This window comes from Synergistota bacterium, assembly GCA_021159885.1.
In the GTDB taxonomy this organism is placed as follows: domain Bacteria; phylum Synergistota; class GBS-1; order GBS-1; family GBS-1; genus AUK310.
The window spans coordinates 1-17745 of the sequence record JAGHDO010000065.1 but is presented as its reverse complement, the minus strand read 5'-3'; the positions used below and the strand labels follow the sequence as shown (position 1 = coordinate 17745).

Here is a 17745-nt window from a genome sequence, read left to right as displayed (position 1 = left end):
CGTTTCTCTTGGGCTTACTGATACCCTACGCGAGTTTATATCCAATCTTGGTTTGTCTCCTTTTCAGACGCTTCTCGTTATAATAGCTTTATATATAGTTTTAGGATTTTTCATTGAAACCCTTTCCATGATGGTTTTAACGATACCCATAGTTTTCCCCATAATAGTCGATAAGGGCTATGATCCTATCTGGTTTGGCATACTGCTTATACTTCTCATAGAGATGGCTTTGATAACCCCTCCGGTTGGCTTAAATCTCTATGTGGTTCAGGGAATAAGGGGGAGAGGAACCATAACGGATATAATAGTCGGAAGCGTTCCCTTTGTTTTTATGATGCTTCTTATGATCGCTATACTTATAAAGTTCCCTTATATCGCTTTGTTCCTGGCAACTAAGGTGGGTTGATCACAAACGAATTTTTAGATTTTATCTGGAAGGTTGATAACTCTGTAGGTGTGGGTTATCGTCCTGTTTAATATGGGATCATGCATGGATAATCTGTAAACGCTTGCGAATATAGTTTCCTCGGTGAGGATGGGAATAGTCCCTCCGAAGATGGAGGGGAGATGAGCATATTCAGGTCTTTCCAAGTAAGCAAGTTTTTCAAGCTCCTCGGGAGGCAGGAGGGTTATGAGTTCCCCTTTTTGATATAGAGTAAATGGCCCTTCTCCTTCTGAGGTTTTTACTTCCATTCTTAAGATTATCTTATCCCAGTGTTCTCTTATTTCGGAAAGCTTCCAACATTCGGTAGCTATAATTTTGGGACAAATCTGCTTTGCCTTAGAAACCGATATGCGCTCTAATTCCCTGTCGGTGTGATCGCTTCCTACGGTAATGAAGGTCTCTCCCTTATTGTCTTTTGCCATGAATACTTCCACTTCTCCAGATGTTTTATCTCCTATGACGTAGATTTCAGAAGAGGTGCTTACTCTTTCTGGATCTACCCAGTACGTTGCTGGAACCTTCTCTGGGGCTGGAACCCCGAGCTTTTTAAGCTCTTCTATGTGATCTAAGACCGCTTTTCTGTTTCTTCCGGTGTAGCCGCAGGCAACACAGCTGTCCCAAATAAGCTCTACCTTTTCCTCTTTCTTGCCATCCCTCGATCTGTATTTCAGAGATATCCTTTTCATTCCCTTATAGCCCTCCTTCCTCTGAAGTTCTTCCTTTATTATACAGCTTGAAATTTAGGTTAGCTTTTGTTATAGTGTAAACGAAAATAGTTTTTTTAGTTTACAAAGGGGAGGTTTTCCTTTTGAGGGAAAGAATCATAAAGGGAGCGAAAGAGCTGTTTCAGGTTTATGGCTTCAGGAAAGTATCTATGGACGAGATCTCGAAAAAGCTTGGGATAAGCAAAAGAACGATATATAGGTATTTCCCATCCAAAGAGAGGTTGATAGAGGAAGTCATCGACGCGATGATGGAACCGGCGGTGAGAAAAGTGCTTTCCTCACTTGAGGAGACTAAGACTCTTCCCAGGTTTTTTTCTCTTTGGCTTCGAGAAATCTCAAAGGTGGTTTCAGAGCTTACCCCTCCAATGCTTGATGATCTGAGAAGTATGCCTGATCTCTGGGAAAAGATAGAGGAGAAAAGATGCAGAGTTATAAGAAGAATCGTCTCTTTCATGAAAGAAGGGCAGGAAAGAGGGGAGATAAGGAGCGATATCAGCTTTGAGTTTATGGGAAGATTTTTATTTCACTTGATAGTACAATTTGTGAATCCTAATGCTATAGCTGAGTTTGAAGTTACTCCCCCTGATATGCTTAAGAATGTGCTTTCTATATTTATGGAGGGTGTATTAACCGAGGAGGGAAGGAAAGGCTTCCGTGAAGGTTAAGAGAGCGAGAAAGTTCGTATCGCTCATTGTACTGGTAGTAGTTATATCTGCCTCTTTATATTTCTATCTGGGGAGATTTGGGAGAGGGGAAGAGAAGAGCTTTATAAAAGTTTCAGGAACCGTCGATGCAGATATTATCTATGTTGCTTCTCTCGTACCAGGAAAGGTTTCCAAAATAGCGGTCGATGAGGGGGAGAGAGTGAAGGCAGGAACCCCGCTGGCTTTTATAGACGACGAAGATTATAGATTAACGTTAAGGAAGCTTAAAACTACCCTTGCGGGCGCTGAGGCGAGATATCGCATGATAAGGAAGGGAGCTCGTGAAGAAGATATAGCCCGCGTGAGGGAAAAGCTTCGCCAGGCCAAGCTTTCCCTTGATAATGCTAAGAAGAACTGCGAGAGGGCTAAGAGACTTTATGAAGCCAAAGTTTTTCCGAGAAAGAAATACGATGATGCCTATTTTGCCTATAAAAGAGCCCTTGCAGGATATAGAGCGGTTTTTCTCTCTTGCCGATCTTTCCGTGCAGCGTTTTGGTAATACTGAATGGGACCGATCCCAATGTCGCTACGCTCGGCATGAGCTATATAGCTCAAATAAGCTCTTCGTATCGTGCTGGCCGAGAAGCTAAGGCGATCCTTAAGGATAGAATTCTATATAATCCGGAGCTTAAAAGTAAGAGCTTTATGGGTTCCTGGTATTCTGTGCACCGTCTTGATGATTATAACTACGATGCTGACGGCTACATCGGTGGTTCGTGAGAAAGAGGTGGGAACTATAGAACAGCTTGCCGTGACTCCAATTAAAAGATATCAGATAATTCTTGGGAAAATGATACCAGCTGTTATTTTGGGAATTATGGATGTTATTCTGGTTTCCCTGGTAGCTATATATCTTTTTAAAGTTCCTTTCAGAGGGCCTTATTCCCTTCTTTTTCTGTCATCCTTGGCCTTTCTGCTCAGCACTTTGGGCATGGGGTTGTTTATTTCCACGATTTCGGATACCCAGGGGCAAGCCATGATGACGGTTTCCTTCGTTGTTGTTATGCCCTCGATATATCTATCCGGGTTTATCTTTCCGATTGATAGTATGCCTAAGGCTTTCCAGTATATTACCTATGCCGTTCCACTGAGATATTTCTTCGACATAATCAGAGGAATATTCCTTAAAGGGGCAGGCTTTGATATTTTATGGAAGGATATTATACTGCTTCTTATTATTGGAAGTCTTATACTTACTTTTTCGACTTTGAGGTTTAAGAAGAGATGGTAAAATATCTGTGCTGTGATATAATCTTTTTTGGAAAGTGCCGAAAGGTAAGGGGGTATGAAGATGAGTGATTTATCTATTGACATGAAAAAGTATTATGAGCAGTTTATGGATCTCATGAAGAAAGCTGGGGAGGCTGATCCAAGCTATGTTAAGGCTCTTATGGGGTTCGTTCATGAGGCAGAGAAGGAGGGAGCTCTATCGACTAAAGTGAAGGAGCTCATATCTGTGGCTCTCGCTGTAACTGCTCACTGTCCCTTCTGTATTGCCTTTCATGTTAAGAATGCCATAGAAGCTGGAGCTACCAAGCAGGAAATTATAGAAGCAGGGCTTGTGGCAGGGCTTATGGGCGGAGGCCCCGCGGTAGCTTATTTGAGATATCTGTTGGATGCCTGTGAGCAGTTTGGTGCTAAATAGGGAATAGAGAAAAGCTTTCCTTCTTTGCTGGCTGTAGTTTTCGTCGGAACGTCGCGCAGGTTTCCGGGAAAGCATTTTATAGAAGTCAGACCGGGCCTGCGCATGATTGACCTCGTTATAAGCCGTCTAAGGGCTATAGGGTTGGATGTTTTAGTTTACAGTAAGATTTCCTTCAATTGCTCCGTTCCTTTAATAAAGGATAATGAAAGATGGATATTGCCTTCTCTCGCTTCTCTGCTTGAGGGACTTGCTGAAAGGGGCATAAAGGAAGTTATCGCGGTTGCGGGTGATATGCCTTTGATCTCCGGAGAGGGAATAAACCTACTGATTAATTCTTTATCCGACTGCGATCTTGCTGTTATTCCACGCTGGGAAAACGGTTTTATGGAACCTCTTCATGCGATATATAGATCTGGAATAGCGCCTTTTTTCAAAGATGCCTTAGAAAGTGGCATAAGTAGCCTTCACGGTGCGATTGAAAGATCCCCATGGGTGAAGTTCATAGAGGCGGAGCTTTTCCCTTCAGAAGCCTTCTTTAACGTTAATGAGCCGGGGGATTTAATAAAACTTAGAAGCAAACTGGAGAAGCTGCCTTGATTTATGAAATAGTTCTAACGACCAAATGGGAAAGCGAATTCAACATAGCCCCCATGGGAATAAGGTTTTTGGAAGATAGATATCTGCTTATCTCTCCTTTCAAGACATCGGATACTTATGAGTTTTTAAAGGTAACAGGCGAAGCGGTCGTTAACTTCGTTGATAACGTTGAAATTATCGCGAAGTCCGTGATCTCAGATCCTGTATTTCCTTGGGATAGCGCTGAGGTTGTTGATGGTTGGGTTTTAAAGGACGCCTATATGTATATGGAGGTAAAGGTTTGCTCCATATTGGAGGGGAAAAACAGGGCTAACTTTAAAGCTAAGGTCCTCCTCGAGAGAGTGAGGAGAGCTCCATGTATGTTCAATAGGGCACGCTTCTTGGTCATAGAGGGAGCCATTCTTGTGAGTAGATTGGGGATATATCCTGAAAAGAAGATAACTGACTTTTTCCGCGATAACGAGAGGATCGTTTTTAAGACTGGCGGGGACAAGGAGAAACGTGCGTGGGTTTATTTAAGAGATTTCTTAAGGAGTGAGGGGTTGTTATGATAATTTTTACGCCGTCAAGATTGCATTTGGGTTTTATAGATCCTTTTGGTAAAACCGGGAGGGTTTTTGGAAGCGTGGGAGTTGCTATAGAAAAGCCCAGCTGGGGTATCGAGATAAAGAAAAGCGATTTCGAAGTTATTAGTGCCGAAAGTGAGGAGGCTGTGGCTAAGATAAGGGGCATAATAGAAAGAGCAAGGAGGCTACTAAGGAAGGAGATTTCCCTGAGTGTGAGAGTTTTCTCGTCCGTACCCTTTCATAAAGGGCTGGGAGCAGGAACCCAACTATCTCTGGCTATAAGTGAGGCTATTTTTAGGCTCTATGAGACCCCTCACTCTAAGAGAGACATAATAGATTTAAGCGAAAGAGGTAGAAGATCCGGTGTTGGGATAATGTCCTATTTCGAAGGTGGCTTTAATGTTGACGCTGGTAGAAAGGTGGAAACTCGGGATCCTCCACTTCCTCTCTTTCACATAGATTTTCCCCCGAACTGGCTTTTCCTCGTGGTATATCCTCACATTGATCTCGACATTCACGGTAAGCTTGAAGATAAGAAGTTTGAGCTTCTAAAGGATGCGAATGTTTTTGAGATCTCCCATCTTATCCTGATGGGGCTTTTACCATCCCTGCTTGAGAAGGATATAGAATCGTTCGGTAAGTATCTCACGCTGATTCAGAGAAAGGTAGGAGAAATATTTTCTCTCTCACAGGGAGGGATATTCGCTCATGATATTTGTGAGAAGCTTATATCACTAATGCTTGAGGAAGGTGCCTATGGAGCGGGACAGAGCTCGTGGGGACCCGTGGTTTATGGCTTGGTTATGAAGGGAAAGATGGCAGGACAGCTTAAGGCGAAGGTCGACGAATTCATGGTGCATTCTGGAATAGCGGGGGAGAGCTGGTTAAGTGGTGTTAGTCTGGATGGAAGGAGGATAGCAGAAGGGGAGGGTTAGATCATGCGTATAACTGAGGAAATTGCAAAAGAGGTAATCGATAAAATATACCCGGTGGTGAGAAGGGAGATAAGCATAGCTAACGATCAGGGCGTGGTTGTGGGAAGTACCGATCCTAAGTGGATAGGGCAAACCTATAAGGAAGCCATTGAAGTTATAGAAAAGAAGGAAATAGTAGAGGTTGATCCTGAGGAAGGGGATAGTGGAGCTAACTTTCCGATTTTTTTAGGAAGCGAGGTTATAGGGGTGCTTTGGATAACGGGAAAGGGAGAACATATAAGGGATATAGGAAGACTGACTTCTATTACTATAGAACTCCTTCTGCGTCAGAGGTTTGCTCAGACGATGGAAAACCTTAAAAAGCAAGCTTTGGATAGCTTTATAGGTGGTTTCCTCAGAAGTGGCTATTGCAACTGGGAGGATGTGGCCTCCTACGCTAATATCTTGGGATATGATTTCTTTCTTCCAAGGTTTGCGATAACCATAGGTATACCCGAATATGGGATGGTTATAAGAAACGCTCTGAGGATAATGGAGGAAAGCATATCCAAGAAACCTCTTAGATATGATGTTAAAGAGAAGGTTTTGAACGTTTGTAGATCCTCTCCAAGAATTACGGATAAAGATCTCGTGGCTCACGTAAGCGGGGGCCTTTTTGTTATACTGAAGGTTGAGAATAAGTGCGATTTTAGGTGCTGCGTTGCTATGGAAGATCTTAGATGGCTGGAGGATTTGCTAACCTGCCTTGGTAAAGAGATGGGCGTGAGTGCGTATGCTGGTGTGGGACCTTGTGCTACTGCACTCCCAAATCTAAAAGCCTCGTTCAAAGAAGCTCTTTCCGCCCTTGAAATAGGAATACTTCTTTCGAAATTCGATAATAGCAGGATATTCATACATAATGCTCCTGTGATCTTACTTGGAAATCTTATAAGAAGCGCTGATTTGAAGCTAAGGGAGCGCTTTGTGAGAACTATTCTTAAAGATGTGCTAAAGAGGGAAGATCTTATGGAAACACTAAGAGTTTATTTGAACTCCAATATGAATGCTTTACTTGCGTCTGAGCGTTTGTTTATTCACAAGAACACGCTATTTTACAGGTTAAAAAAGATAAAGAAAATGACACAGCTTGATCCTCAAAAGCCCCCATCTGCGTTTTTCCTCTGGTTAGCTCTTCAAGCAGAGACCTTGAATTCTATATGTTTAGCTGAACAGTGAAGAGTAAAGAACGTTGTTTTTCGAAACACTTGTTTTCCTAAGATGGGAGATATAACCTATGGGTTGGAATGGGGGTATATCTCCCACCTTTTATTGTGTTTAAAACGCAGGTAAGGAGGTGCTTAGAGTGCATGGGAAGTGGCTACTCTTTATCTACATCTTAGAGCAGATCTTTTTCTGGATCATCGTCTTACTTTTTAATCTTAAACACAAGGATGAAAGAGGGAAAACAACATGGCAAGCTTAGCTTTCTATCTGGTTTTTCTTTCGCTTATCGGTCTATGGAGGGCAAGGGAAGCAGATAGTTTTAAATCCTACTTTTTATCAGACAGAAGGCTCGGTATGCTTGAGACTTCCTTGACCTTGATGTCAACATGGGTGGACTCTGCGATAATACTCGGCTTTACAGGGTATTGCTACATGCTCGGTTATGATGCGCTTTGGATAGCTATTCCCACATCTATCGGTGTATATACCTTTTCGATAATATTTGCCAGAAAGATAAATCTTATAGAAGGCGGTTTTACCGTTGGCGGAGTTATAGAGAAGGCCTACGGTGAGCTGGTTTCTGTGATATCTTCCCTTTTCGTTTTGCTGTATAGCGTTACGCTTATAGCCACTAACGTCATGGCTGCAGGACATATAATGAAAGTTATGCTGGGCGTTCCCTTTATCTATGGAGCACTTATTGTGCTCATTATAACTGTTTTTTATACCCTGCTTGGTGGTTTTAAGAAGGTTGTTGAAACCGATATAGCGCAGTTTTTTCTTGTTATTATAGGTTTATCCATAGTTGTTATATTTAGTCTAAGGGCAGTTGGAGGTTGGGATACTTTAGAAAGAGTAGCCTCTTCCTATCCACCTGCCTTTTCTTCCTGGGATATATTCTCCTTTTTTATAGTTTTTACTTTTCCCTTCTGGGCTAATCCCTCCTTCTATCAGAGGTGTAATGCTGCCAGAAGTCCCCATATTGCGAGCTTTGGAGTGGCAACTGTTGGCTTGATAGACGCTGTGATGACCATAGTGGCTCTTATAGTTGGCTTAACTGGGGCTGTTCTGCTCGGTAATAAGGTTTTGCCCGATGCCGTCTTTCCCAAAGTTGTGGAAGCGGTCTTGCCACCAGGTGTTAGAGACCTCGTTGTTATAGCTATCTTATCCGCGGTTATGTCAACTGCAGATAGCTATCTCCTGATAGCAGGAGGGGTTATAGCCCATGATATATTAAGACCTCTTAGATTTCATCTCATGGATGAGGCTAAACTTAGTAAGCTTGGTGTTCTTGTTTCTGCATGCTTATCCTTTTTGAGCGCATTCTGGTTTTCAAATATTATTGAAGCTGCAATTTTTGCCTTTTCGCTTTTCGTTTCGAGCTCGCTTATTCCCCTTATCGGTGCTTTCTATTTCAAGGATGGTAGAGATCACGTTTTACCGGTTGTATTGAGCATGATAGGTGGAGGAGGAGCGGTTTTGTTTTGGAAGATACTCAAATTGGGAGATACATCTATGTCAGTTCTTTATGGGCTTGCCGTTTCGGGAGGAATATGGTTTCTAAGCATCCTTTTAAGAAAGGTTTTCAAGAACATGTGCTTCTGAACCATGATAAAAGGGATTTTATTGTCATTCTGTACAATTGATTCTATTTCTCAAGAAGCTTATACTGAAAATTAGGATTAAATGTATAAAAGGGAGGTGAGAATTGATATAGGTAGCACCTTCAGACAAAAAGGTAGTATGAAGTTGATGAATATCTCTGAAAGGGGGGGGAAAGATGGAAAAAGAGGTAATTGCTGCCGTGACTGCAGCGACATCGAAACCGGATTATATGACCAATGATAGAATAGAGGCTTTAACGAAAGGGCATGGGATGCTTAACATAGCGGCTATAGTAGCTGCTAATGTTATAGCTGAGGAAGTAATGAGAGGGGAGGATTATAAGCTTACCGATGCAAGTGTAGCTGAACTTCCCGTCGAAGACATAATGAAAAAAGCAATAGATGCAGCTAAGCTGGCGGGAGCTGATTCTGCTAACGCTGCTTTGATAGTGGCTTCATTGATGTATCTTGTTGGCACCAATGCGAGAGCTGGCGTTCCTGCAGGAAACAGAAAGCTCGGTGCCATGGCGAGGATCCTTGCTGGGGCAGATAGAGCTGGAGTTGCTGCTATTCCAACTCCCAAACTTTCTAATAGGTTATCCGCTTTCGCTGCGGTTAAGGCTATATACGATGCTATGGAAGAGGGAAAACTTACAAGCATAGTTGGAAAGAAACTCCCACCGTTTTTAGCAGGGGGAGCTATTTATGGGCACAGTGTTCTGGGCGAGGATATAGTCTTTCCTGAGATAGCCATAAACGGTGCTAAGATAGCAACCGAGGCAATGATGAATGCCTATAGTGGGGCAGGATTATCTCCCAGTCCCTTTATTTGCGCCGTTTTAGGAGCAGCTGCAGCGATGGAAATAGTTCATCCGGATGGTTTTATAGGAGAGCAGTATGGGGAGTTCTTTGTGGATACGACATCTTACCTTGCTGGAAAGTCCGCTGCTGAAACGGCGGGTCTTCCGGAGAAAATGAAGATAAGGGGAACTGATAGGGAGTTCGATACTGCTCACTTCATAGGGGATCTTGCCTTGATCTTTAAGGATATAGGAGCTCCCAGTGTTATAGGGATGATGACATTTAATGAAATAATGGCTGCTCTTGATAATGCCATATTCTTCGGGGCCGGCTTCTCGGGTGGCCCGGTTAATCCACCTCTCGGACACTTGGTTTGCGATGCAGTCATAGCTATGTGTCTGCTTGTGGATACTAAAGGGGATATGGATAAAACTGCTGAGATTTTGAGGAAGATAAAACGTGAGCAGTGGTTCGATCCTGAAATGGCAACGATTTCCATGAATACAATAGCGAGAAAAGCGGAGCAGGTTAGGAGAGGACCTGTGACTGACGTCATGATCTATGCGAGCGAACCGATTAGAATAGCTGGAATAACGAAGAGAGCAGAAAAAGCTTATAACATGCTTAGAGATGGAAAATCCCTTGAGGAAATAACCCGCATGTTTGATGATGAACGCAAGAAGTTTGTTGAAGAGAATGCTTCGAAGCTTCTATCAGTGGTTATGGGTAAAGATATAAAAGTTAAGTTCTTGAAACTCGCAGGTGCTGCGAGAAGAAGCCATCCGTTTGTTAAGCAGTATTGGGGGTTCGACTCTGACATAGATATGGAGATAACCATAGATGGAAAGAGCCATAAGGTGGAAGGACTTTCTCATAAAGCTGCTCCTGCAGCAGCTAAAGGAGAGCTTTCAGAAGAATGGGGACTTCCTATTGCAATAGCGTCTGCTGTGGCTCAAGAGCTTCAATACTCTGGTCATACCATTATAAATGTTACGGTTCCAGCTGCGGTAGCTGCTGCAATGGGCAAGTATACATGGAAAGATGCCGGAAAGATAGCAGAACAGGGGGCTTATATAACTGGTGCTATTCCAGGAGCTAAGGATATAGCGAGGAAGGTAGCTAAGCTTGCGGTAGAGATAGTAAAAACGCTTTAGGATGAAATGGGGGAGGCCATAAAGCTGGCCTCCCCATTTAAGTAAGGAGAGAGAAGATGCTTTTAATGGTTAACCTGGATGATATAAATCTTGAGCTTTTGCCTGTTTATATGGATGGCATTCTTAAAAGAGGAGCCAAGAGCGTTTATGCAATTAATGGTTTGACGAAGAAGGGAAGACTTGGGGTATTGCTTCTGGTTGATACTGAAGAGAGCGAAAAAGACAGGGTTGTAGATTTTATATTTAAAGAAATGGGAACTATAGGAGTAAGGTTTCTTAAGGAAGAGCATATATCTCTTCCTTACTTTTATGAGATTGTATCGATAGAGCTTGAAGGTGCTACCTTTAAGGTTAGGATAAAGAGGATGAAAGAGGATAATTCTTGGGCTAAAGTTGAGTTTGAGGATTTGAGAAAAATTTGGAGGGAGGAAGGAATTCCTATAGCTCCCCTTAAAAGTCTTTTAGAAAGCCTCGCTTTCATGGAGGAGAGTGAAATCAGAGTCAGGCTTGCAGGTAGAAAACTGTGTCTCAAAAAGGAGGGAACATCGCTTTGCTAAGGGAGGAACATCTTAGGAAGCTTCTTCGACTATTTAAGGAGTCCAAGATAGATGAAGATGCTTTTATAAAGGAACTCAAGGATCTTCCTTACATCGATCTTGGTTTTGCTAAGCTCGATTCGCATCGCTCTTTAAGAAGGGGCATAGAGGAAGTGATTTTTTGTAGAGGAAAAACTAAAGAGCAGATTCGGGGAATAGCAAGAGCGCTAAGAGAAAGAGAAGGTGATATAGTTTTCACTCATGTAAGTGAGGAGATTTTTGATGTTATAAAGGAAGAGCTTCCAGAGATAGAGTATCGTGAGTCTGCGGGAATGGCAGTTTTAGAGAGAGTTAAGAAGAAAAGGAGAAAAGGAATTTCAGTGGTAACTGCGGGAACCTCTGATATAAAGGTTGCTGAGGAAGCTTCTGTTATAGCTGAGGTTCTTGGAAATCAAGTTGAGAGGATATATGATGTCGGAATTGCTGGTATTCATAGAATCTTCCCTTATCTTGGAGTTTTAAGATCTTCTAACGTTATAGTGGTAGTTGCAGGCATGGAGGGGGCTCTTCCAAGTGTTATAGCTGGCTTGGTATCATGCCCGGTTATTGCGGTTCCAACAAGCGTTGGATATGGAGCTAACTTTAATGGAATTTCTGCTCTTTTAACCATGCTTAATACCTGCGTTCCTGGAATAGCTGTGGTGAACATAGATAACGGATTTGGGGCAGGTGTACTCGCCCATATGATAAATGCTCTTGCTTATAGGAACTCTGCCAGCGCATGAACACAAGGACAATACAATCTCCCATTTTTTGTATATTTGTACAATTGATTTCCTTGATTATCTGATATACTATTTAATACGCAATATTATACTTACTTTAAAACGATGACCTGATTAAAGAGGGGGTGAGAGCTGAGAGGAGACGAGCTGAGGCAGTGGGGCATTAAAAACCAAGAAGGGGGGTCGATTAGATGAGCAAAGAGCTGTATCAGAAGATGGTAAATGAGGCGGTAGGGGCAGCTAACGCTGTGCTTGGAGTCATCAGAGAGAAGAGGGGCGGAGAGTTTAAGATCACGGATTGTAAGCCGTATGTTGATGCTGTTAACGAAATGAAACCCATTGGGGATCAGAAGAAAGAAGTTATAGATCTGCATGTTCAGTCAGTTAATGCTCACTATGAGATTTTAAAGAGTTTAACTGATACGATTCGCCCGGAGGATGATCCATTTGTTGAGCACTATCAGACGCCACCAATTCTGGAGATTCTGTATGAGATAGATCCTGAGTTTAAGAAATCGATGTGGAAATTTATCGACGCTATCGCTGAAAATAAGGCTCTAATAGGGCGCGAAGCAGCGAGAAGATACGGTGGTATGTATGGTCCCACCTGTGTTGTCGATTTCGCGATGTCAGTTGGTTCCGTTCCCAATGTGGTGAACCGGATCTTGCAAAAGCTTGACATTCCTAAGGATCATAAGCGCACGATTCTCGCCGCTAAGTCCTGGGGAATGAATACCTCGTATGGGTTGGGTGCCGCTTTCCGCGCTGCTGTTGAAAGTGGTAAGACCCTTGCAGAAGCCGAGCAGGCAGAAGTTGAGCAGTTCCAGTTTATCTATCGTGAGCCCGTTGAGGCTCAGGCGAGATTGATGGAGACCCATAATCTTGGAGGTCATGGACCTCACAGCTCCTTTGATGTTCGCAAGTACATGAAGGAGTATAAGGAGCGTATAAGACCCTATGTTGAGGCTGCCTATAAGGCAGGAGTTCATCCCGCTAATATAGTGGTCGTTCCCGCTTACTGTGTTGGAGATGTGGGACACCATATAGCTCAGTCAGCTTATAATATGTTCAAAGATGATATGACATTCGCTATATACGAGGCCGTTGCTAAGGTAATGGAGAATACTTTGAAGAGGGCACTTGAGCAGGATGCCTTCAAGAGCGAGTGGGATGTCTTGGCTATAGCGACCGGTTCAACAGCTTGTGCCACCGCTTATATCCTCTGGAAGGATAGCATCACGGTTCCGATGCTGGTGGACTTCCTTGTTAAGCGCTTCTACAATTACGCTGCTATGAATCCGAAACGTGGTGAGGCAGATGAGCTCCATAATGTGGACTTCATGGACATCCTGGTCAGGGGTGAGAGCATACTTGAGATCACTCCGAAAGGCGGAGGCGGAAAGATTAGGGGCGTTGAGGTAGATTTGAGGCCGGTTGATGAGAATGAAGTTATCTCGAATCCGCACCGTTACACCTATCCCGCATGTGCTATTACTCAGCGCTTTGCCGCTTTGATGAAGCTTGCAGACTTCCCATGCTACCTAACGCCCGAAGTTGTTACCGCGACCCTTATGACCAATATCATAGCTCTCTATCCTGATAAGCCCGGAGCGCCAGTTAGGGGTTGTAAGAACTGTGCTGCTACGAGCTTGATAAAGAGAGATGTGCCTTACGTCCTCGGTGAGGGCAAAGGCGCTAAGGGATACTGTCAGTGGGACGTGGCTGTATAGAAGCTTTAGCTCCTTGAAATATATGGAGAACTGATCTGACGTGGAAATTTAATATCTACCGCCGACCTTTATAAAGGTCGGCGGTAGATTATTAAGATCATGATAATAGCTGGATTTAGCGTAAGATCTGCTGTTGAATCCGCAAAGAAAGCTGGAATAGCTAAATTAATAGCGGTTGATTTCTTTGGAGACTGGGATCTTTGTAGATTAGCATCGCGCGTTGAGCTTGTTCGCTCACTTAAGGAGCTTGAACTGAGGCTTTCCTTATATCCTGAGGAAAAGATTATTTATACATCTGTTTTGGAAAATCATCCTGCCATTCTTAGGCGCTTGGGAGAAAGAATTCTGGGAAACGAGTTCTCTGTAGTGGAGGTCCTCAGACCTGGTATAAAATGGTGGGAACTTGCGAGTCGTCTTGGAATAAGTATACCTCGTGTTTCTCTTACCCCTCCCTCGGATGGAAGATGGCTTATGAAGCCGTATAAAAGTGGTGGAGGAAAGGGAATAAACTTTTGGAAAGAAGGCATGAGGCTAAAGAGGGGTTACTATTTTCAGGAGTTTATCGAGGGAGAAAGCATTTCGTTTCTATTTGTTGCAAATGGCAGGGAATTTTCCCCCGTGGGTATAACGAAACAGCTTATAGGATTGCAAGATCTTGGTGCGGGGGGCTTTAAATGGTGCGGGAACGTTTATCCTTATCACGTTAATAGAATTTACAGAGACAGGATAGAGGATTGGGTAGGAAGGCTGGTTGAAAGCACCGGTTTTAAGGGCGTTGGAGGAGTGGATATAGTGATAGGTGAAAAAGGCCCCTACTTTATAGAGGTTAACCCGAGGTATACCGCTTCTATGGAGCTTATAGAGAGAAGCACAGGAACGAGTCTAATGATAGCTCATATTTCAGCCTGTAGGGGAGAGCTTATCAATCTCTTTCTGAGGCCAAGGGGGTATATAGCGAAGGGCATAGTTTACGCTGAGCGTAGGCTCACTGGCTTTAAGAGCGAGAGAATGTGGGAGAGGGGCTTCAGGGACATCCCTCATGAAGATGAGCTGATACCAAGAGGTAGACCGGTATGCACAGTTTTTGCTGTGGGGAATAGTATAGCGGACGTACTAAATAAATTGCTCGAGGAAAAAATGTGGCTTTATGAAAGGGGGATCGGATAACGATGAGAGAGTTTTGTCTGATCACCGGACGCACCGCTCGTCAAGGAATAGCTCTTCATGATGGGAAAACTACCGAGTCTTATAAGAAAGATGTTGCGGTGGTTTTTCTTAACGAGGAAGATATGCAAGAGCTTGGCATTGAAGATGGAATGAGTGTTCTTTTGAGAACTGATTTTGGGAGGGTAGTTGTACGCGCAGCGAAGGGAAACCTTCCAAGGGGAATGGCTTTTATGCCATACGGCCCCTGGGCAAATCTTCTTACATCTTCAAATACGCACGGTGTTGGAATGCCGGATCTTAAGGGATTGAGGCTTTATATCTCTCCTACTGAGGAGGAAATCTGGGATTGGAAAAGAGTGCTGGAAGAGGTGAAAAAAGGTGAGAATTGAAAACGTTGTTTGCCCTTTCTGTGGCTGCTTATGCGATGACATATCGATTGAGGTAGAGAATGGGAGGATAAAAAGCGTTGCCAGGGCTTGTGGAATAGGTAGATCCCTCTTTATGAAGCATGGTGAGGATTTATCCTTTCCTTCCATTGATGGAAGGAAAGTTTCCCTTGAGGATGCCATAGGAAAGGCTGTGGACATACTTAGGAGAAGTAAACATGCTCTCATTTATGGCTTAAGCTCGACATCGATAGAGGCGCATAGAAAGGCTTTGGAAATCGCTGAGCTTATTGGGGCGTCTATAGATCAAACGTCCTCCATTTGTCATGGGCCAACGGCACTTGCGATACATCAGACGGGAATACCTACCTGCACGCTTGGGGAGGTCAAGAATAGGGCAGATGTTCTGGTGTTTTGGGGTTCCAATCCTCTCGAGTCTCATCAGAGGCATTATGAGCGGTATTCCTTATTTCCCAAGGGTATGTTTACTCCCGAAGGGAGAAAGGGAAGGAAGCTGGTAGTGGTTGATGTTAGACAGACTCCCTCGGCGAAGATGGCAGATATGTTCATAAGGGTAAATCCTGGGGGAGATTATGAGGTTTTAAACGCTTTGCGATACATGCTAAAGGGAGGAGAGTTAGCCACAAGTGAGATAAGTGGGGTTAAGGTTGAGGATTTAAGGAAACTTCTTGATGTAATGCTTTCGGCGAAGTATGGTGTCGTTTTCATAGGCATGGGGCTTACCATGACGAGGGGGAAATATCATAATGTTGAGGCAGCTATATCTCTTGTCGTTGAGCTAAATGCTCATACGAGATGGTCTGTCGTAGCGATGAGGGGACATTATAACGTTAAGGGAGCAGCGAGCAGCCTTCTCTGGCAGACTGGGTATCCGTTTGCCATAAACTTTTCGTTGGGCTATCCACGTTATAATCCGGGTGAATATTCCGCAGTTGATCTTTTAAGAAGGAAAGAAGTAGATTGCGTTCTCGTTATAGCTTCCGATCCAGTTGCCAATTTCCCGCGGGATGCCGTTAAAGTGATGCTTGAGCTTCCCCTTATAGCTATAGATCCTAAGCTTAGCTTAACCGCGGTTTCCGCAAATATCGTTATACCTACCGCTCAGGTTGGGATATACGTTGAGGGCACCGCTTACAGAATGGATGGAGTCCCGCTGAGAGTTAAGAAAATACTTGATTCATCTCCCTATCCATCTGACGAGGAGATCCTCGATGAGATCTTAAGGAGACTTAAGGGGGCGTAAGTATCATGAGTGATGCTTTGATAATCAGAAATGGGTTAGTTTATGATCCCTTAAATGGAGTTATAGGAGAGGAAAAGGAGATCCATATAAAGGCAGGTAAAATAGTTGAGCGCGTTGATAGTAGAGATGTGAAAACGATCGATGCAAGAGGGATGATAGTAGCTCCTGCCAATATCGAGATACATAGTCATATAGCGGGTCCAAAGCTCAATGCGGCGAGACTCATGAGGCCGGAGGATCATGCTAAGGATCCGGTGAGAAAAAAGGGAAAGCTTCGCTCAGGAAGTGGTTTTTCTATTCCAACAACTTTCACAACTGCTTATAGATATCTTCTTCTGGGGTATTCCACGCTTATGGAGCCAGCTGTTCCTCCTTTAAAGGCAAGACATGCTCTTGATGAGCTTGAGGATATGCCCGTTATTGATAAGGGAATGTACATACTTATGGGTAATAATAATATTATTTTTCACCTTATAAAGAAGGGAGACAGAAAAGCAGCTAAGTACTTTGCAGGGTGGCTTCTTAAGGCTTCTGCCGGGTATGCTATAAAGGTGGTAAACCCAGGGGGCACAGACAGCTGGAAGTGGGGAAAGGTTTTTAATTCTCTTTCGGAGGAAACTCCTTGGGGGATAAAACCTGTCGAGGTTGTTAATCTCTTAAACGAGGTAGTTGAGGAGTTTTCGCTTCCGCATCCGGTTCATCTTCATACGTATAATCTTGGAATTCCGGGTAGCTATAAGGCAGCCTTGGATACTATAGAAGCTTTTAAGGATAGCAGACTTCATCTTACTCATCTTCAATACTTTTGCTATGGCGGAGATAGTTGGGCAACATTCAGGTCAGAGTCGCTGAAGGTTGTTGAAAAGCTTTCTAATTATAGAAATATTACGGCGGATATGGGGCAGATTATCTTTGAGGATACAACGACGATGACGGCGGATACGCCGTGGGAGTATAAACTTCATAAACTTTCTGGAAACCGATGGGGAAGCGCTGATGTGGAGATGGAAAGCGGTTCGGGAATAGTGCCTTATAGATATAAAATGAGCAATCTCGTTAATGCGGTTCAGTGGGCGGTTGGTCTTGAGCTTGCTTTGCTTCTTGGCCCATGGCGGATGTTTATGACCACGGATAGTCCTAATGGAGGACCTTTCTACTTTTACCCTCAGGTTATAAGATGGCTTACGAGCGTGGGTGCGCGAAATGAGATCATAAAAAGACTTCCTTCAAGAGCCAGAAAAAGGATTCACCTTCACAAAATGGATAGAGAATTCAGCCTCGAGGAAATGATAATCATGCTTAGCGCCGGTCCTGCAAAGGCGCTGGGGTTGAAAAATAAGGGACATCTTGGAGTTGGAGCGGATGCGGATATAGTCTTATATGCTAAGAAAGATGATGTTGCTGATACTCTATCAAGCGTAAGGTATCTTTTAAAGGAAGGAAAAATAGTTGTTAGGGATGGTAAGATAGTTGAGGCGGATTCTATCGGTAGGATCAT

General features: G+C 43.5%; 20 protein-coding genes. 19 read left to right on the top strand and 1 reads right to left on the bottom strand.

The genetic code is table 11. The annotated features are described in order from the left end of the window. Positions 1 to 406 (top strand): TRAP transporter large permease subunit (locus tag J7M13_06230; GenBank protein MCD6363577.1); only part of this gene is annotated, 406 nt, incomplete at its 5' end. A 14-nt stretch (positions 407 to 420) separates the two neighbouring features. On the opposite strand, the gene J7M13_06225 is transcribed toward J7M13_06230, so the two are convergent. Then, complete coding sequence (locus J7M13_06225; protein MCD6363576.1) at positions 421 to 1131, bottom strand: DUF2848 family protein; 711 nt, start codon at positions 1129 to 1131, stop codon at positions 421 to 423. A gap of 122 nt (positions 1132 to 1253) precedes the next feature. Between J7M13_06225 and J7M13_06220 the strand changes: the two genes are divergently transcribed. From J7M13_06220 to J7M13_06135, 18 genes are all read left to right on the top strand, one after another. Further along, positions 1254 to 1835, top strand: coding sequence for a TetR/AcrR family transcriptional regulator (locus J7M13_06220; protein ID MCD6363575.1), 582 nt, complete (start codon positions 1254 to 1256; stop codon positions 1833 to 1835). Continuing rightward, entirely contained in the window at positions 1825 to 2373 is a 549-nt protein-coding gene (locus tag J7M13_06215; GenBank protein MCD6363574.1) for a biotin/lipoyl-binding protein, read from the top strand. The genes J7M13_06220 and J7M13_06215 overlap by 11 nt, the downstream gene beginning before the upstream one ends. After that, the gene (locus J7M13_06210) at positions 2343 to 2594 is read left to right on the top strand and encodes a hypothetical protein (protein MCD6363573.1); all 252 of its coding nucleotides are present in this window, start codon (positions 2343 to 2345) and stop codon (positions 2592 to 2594) included. The genes J7M13_06215 and J7M13_06210 overlap by 31 nt, the downstream gene beginning before the upstream one ends. Beyond that, a complete protein-coding gene (locus tag J7M13_06205) occupies positions 2548 to 3105 on the top strand; it encodes an ABC transporter permease (GenBank protein ID MCD6363572.1) in 558 nt (185 codons plus the stop codon). Before J7M13_06210 ends, J7M13_06205 begins: the two co-directional genes overlap by 47 nt. An 81-nt stretch (positions 3106 to 3186) precedes the next feature. Further along, positions 3187 to 3519 carry a carboxymuconolactone decarboxylase family protein gene (locus J7M13_06200; protein ID MCD6363571.1) on the top strand — a complete coding sequence of 111 codons (333 nt, stop codon included), beginning with the start codon at positions 3187 to 3189 and terminating at the stop codon, positions 3517 to 3519. 24 nt (positions 3520 to 3543) lie between these two features. Then, complete coding sequence (locus J7M13_06195; protein ID MCD6363570.1) at positions 3544 to 4116, top strand: molybdenum cofactor guanylyltransferase; 573 nt, start codon at positions 3544 to 3546, stop codon at positions 4114 to 4116. Then, positions 4113 to 4667 (top strand): DUF447 family protein, encoded by a 555-nt coding sequence (locus tag J7M13_06190; protein MCD6363569.1) that lies wholly within the window; start codon positions 4113 to 4115, stop codon positions 4665 to 4667. The genes J7M13_06195 and J7M13_06190 overlap by 4 nt, the downstream gene beginning before the upstream one ends. Next, a complete protein-coding gene (locus J7M13_06185) occupies positions 4664 to 5617 on the top strand; it encodes a GHMP kinase (GenBank protein MCD6363568.1) in 954 nt (317 codons plus the stop codon). The genes J7M13_06190 and J7M13_06185 overlap by 4 nt, the downstream gene beginning before the upstream one ends. A 3-nt stretch (positions 5618 to 5620) precedes the next feature. Then, positions 5621 to 6832 (top strand): helix-turn-helix domain-containing protein, encoded by a 1212-nt coding sequence (locus J7M13_06180; GenBank protein MCD6363567.1) that lies wholly within the window; start codon positions 5621 to 5623, stop codon positions 6830 to 6832. A gap of 234 nt (positions 6833 to 7066) precedes the next feature. Further along, on the top strand, positions 7067 to 8425 hold the full coding sequence (locus J7M13_06175; GenBank protein MCD6363566.1) for a sodium:solute symporter family protein: 1359 nt from the start codon (positions 7067 to 7069) through the stop codon (positions 8423 to 8425). 175 nt (positions 8426 to 8600) lie between these two features. Next, complete coding sequence (locus J7M13_06170; GenBank protein ID MCD6363565.1) at positions 8601 to 10379, top strand: hypothetical protein; 1779 nt, start codon at positions 8601 to 8603, stop codon at positions 10377 to 10379. 65 nt (positions 10380 to 10444) lie between these two features. Then, positions 10445 to 10936, top strand: coding sequence for a DUF111 family protein (locus J7M13_06165; GenBank protein MCD6363564.1), 492 nt, complete (start codon positions 10445 to 10447; stop codon positions 10934 to 10936). Then, positions 10930 to 11700 (top strand): nickel pincer cofactor biosynthesis protein LarB, encoded by a 771-nt coding sequence (gene larB, locus J7M13_06160; protein ID MCD6363563.1) that lies wholly within the window; start codon positions 10930 to 10932, stop codon positions 11698 to 11700. Before J7M13_06165 ends, larB begins: the two co-directional genes overlap by 7 nt. 191 nt (positions 11701 to 11891) lie before the next feature. Then, a complete protein-coding gene (locus J7M13_06155) occupies positions 11892 to 13430 on the top strand; it encodes a DUF2193 domain-containing protein (protein ID MCD6363562.1) in 1539 nt (512 codons plus the stop codon). Between the two features lie 99 nt (positions 13431 to 13529). Further along, positions 13530 to 14597 carry an ATP-grasp domain-containing protein gene (locus tag J7M13_06150; protein ID MCD6363561.1) on the top strand — a complete coding sequence of 356 codons (1068 nt, stop codon included), beginning with the start codon at positions 13530 to 13532 and terminating at the stop codon, positions 14595 to 14597. A 2-nt stretch (positions 14598 to 14599) separates the two neighbouring features. After that, positions 14600 to 14986 carry a hypothetical protein gene (locus tag J7M13_06145; protein MCD6363560.1) on the top strand — a complete coding sequence of 129 codons (387 nt, stop codon included), beginning with the start codon at positions 14600 to 14602 and terminating at the stop codon, positions 14984 to 14986. Next, the gene (locus tag J7M13_06140) at positions 14976 to 16247 is read left to right on the top strand and encodes a formylmethanofuran dehydrogenase subunit B (protein ID MCD6363559.1); all 1272 of its coding nucleotides are present in this window, start codon (positions 14976 to 14978) and stop codon (positions 16245 to 16247) included. Before J7M13_06145 ends, J7M13_06140 begins: the two co-directional genes overlap by 11 nt. A 5-nt stretch (positions 16248 to 16252) precedes the next feature. Further along, a partial coding sequence (locus J7M13_06135) for a formylmethanofuran dehydrogenase subunit A (protein ID MCD6363558.1) occupies positions 16253 to 17745 on the top strand: 1493 nt, incomplete at its 3' end.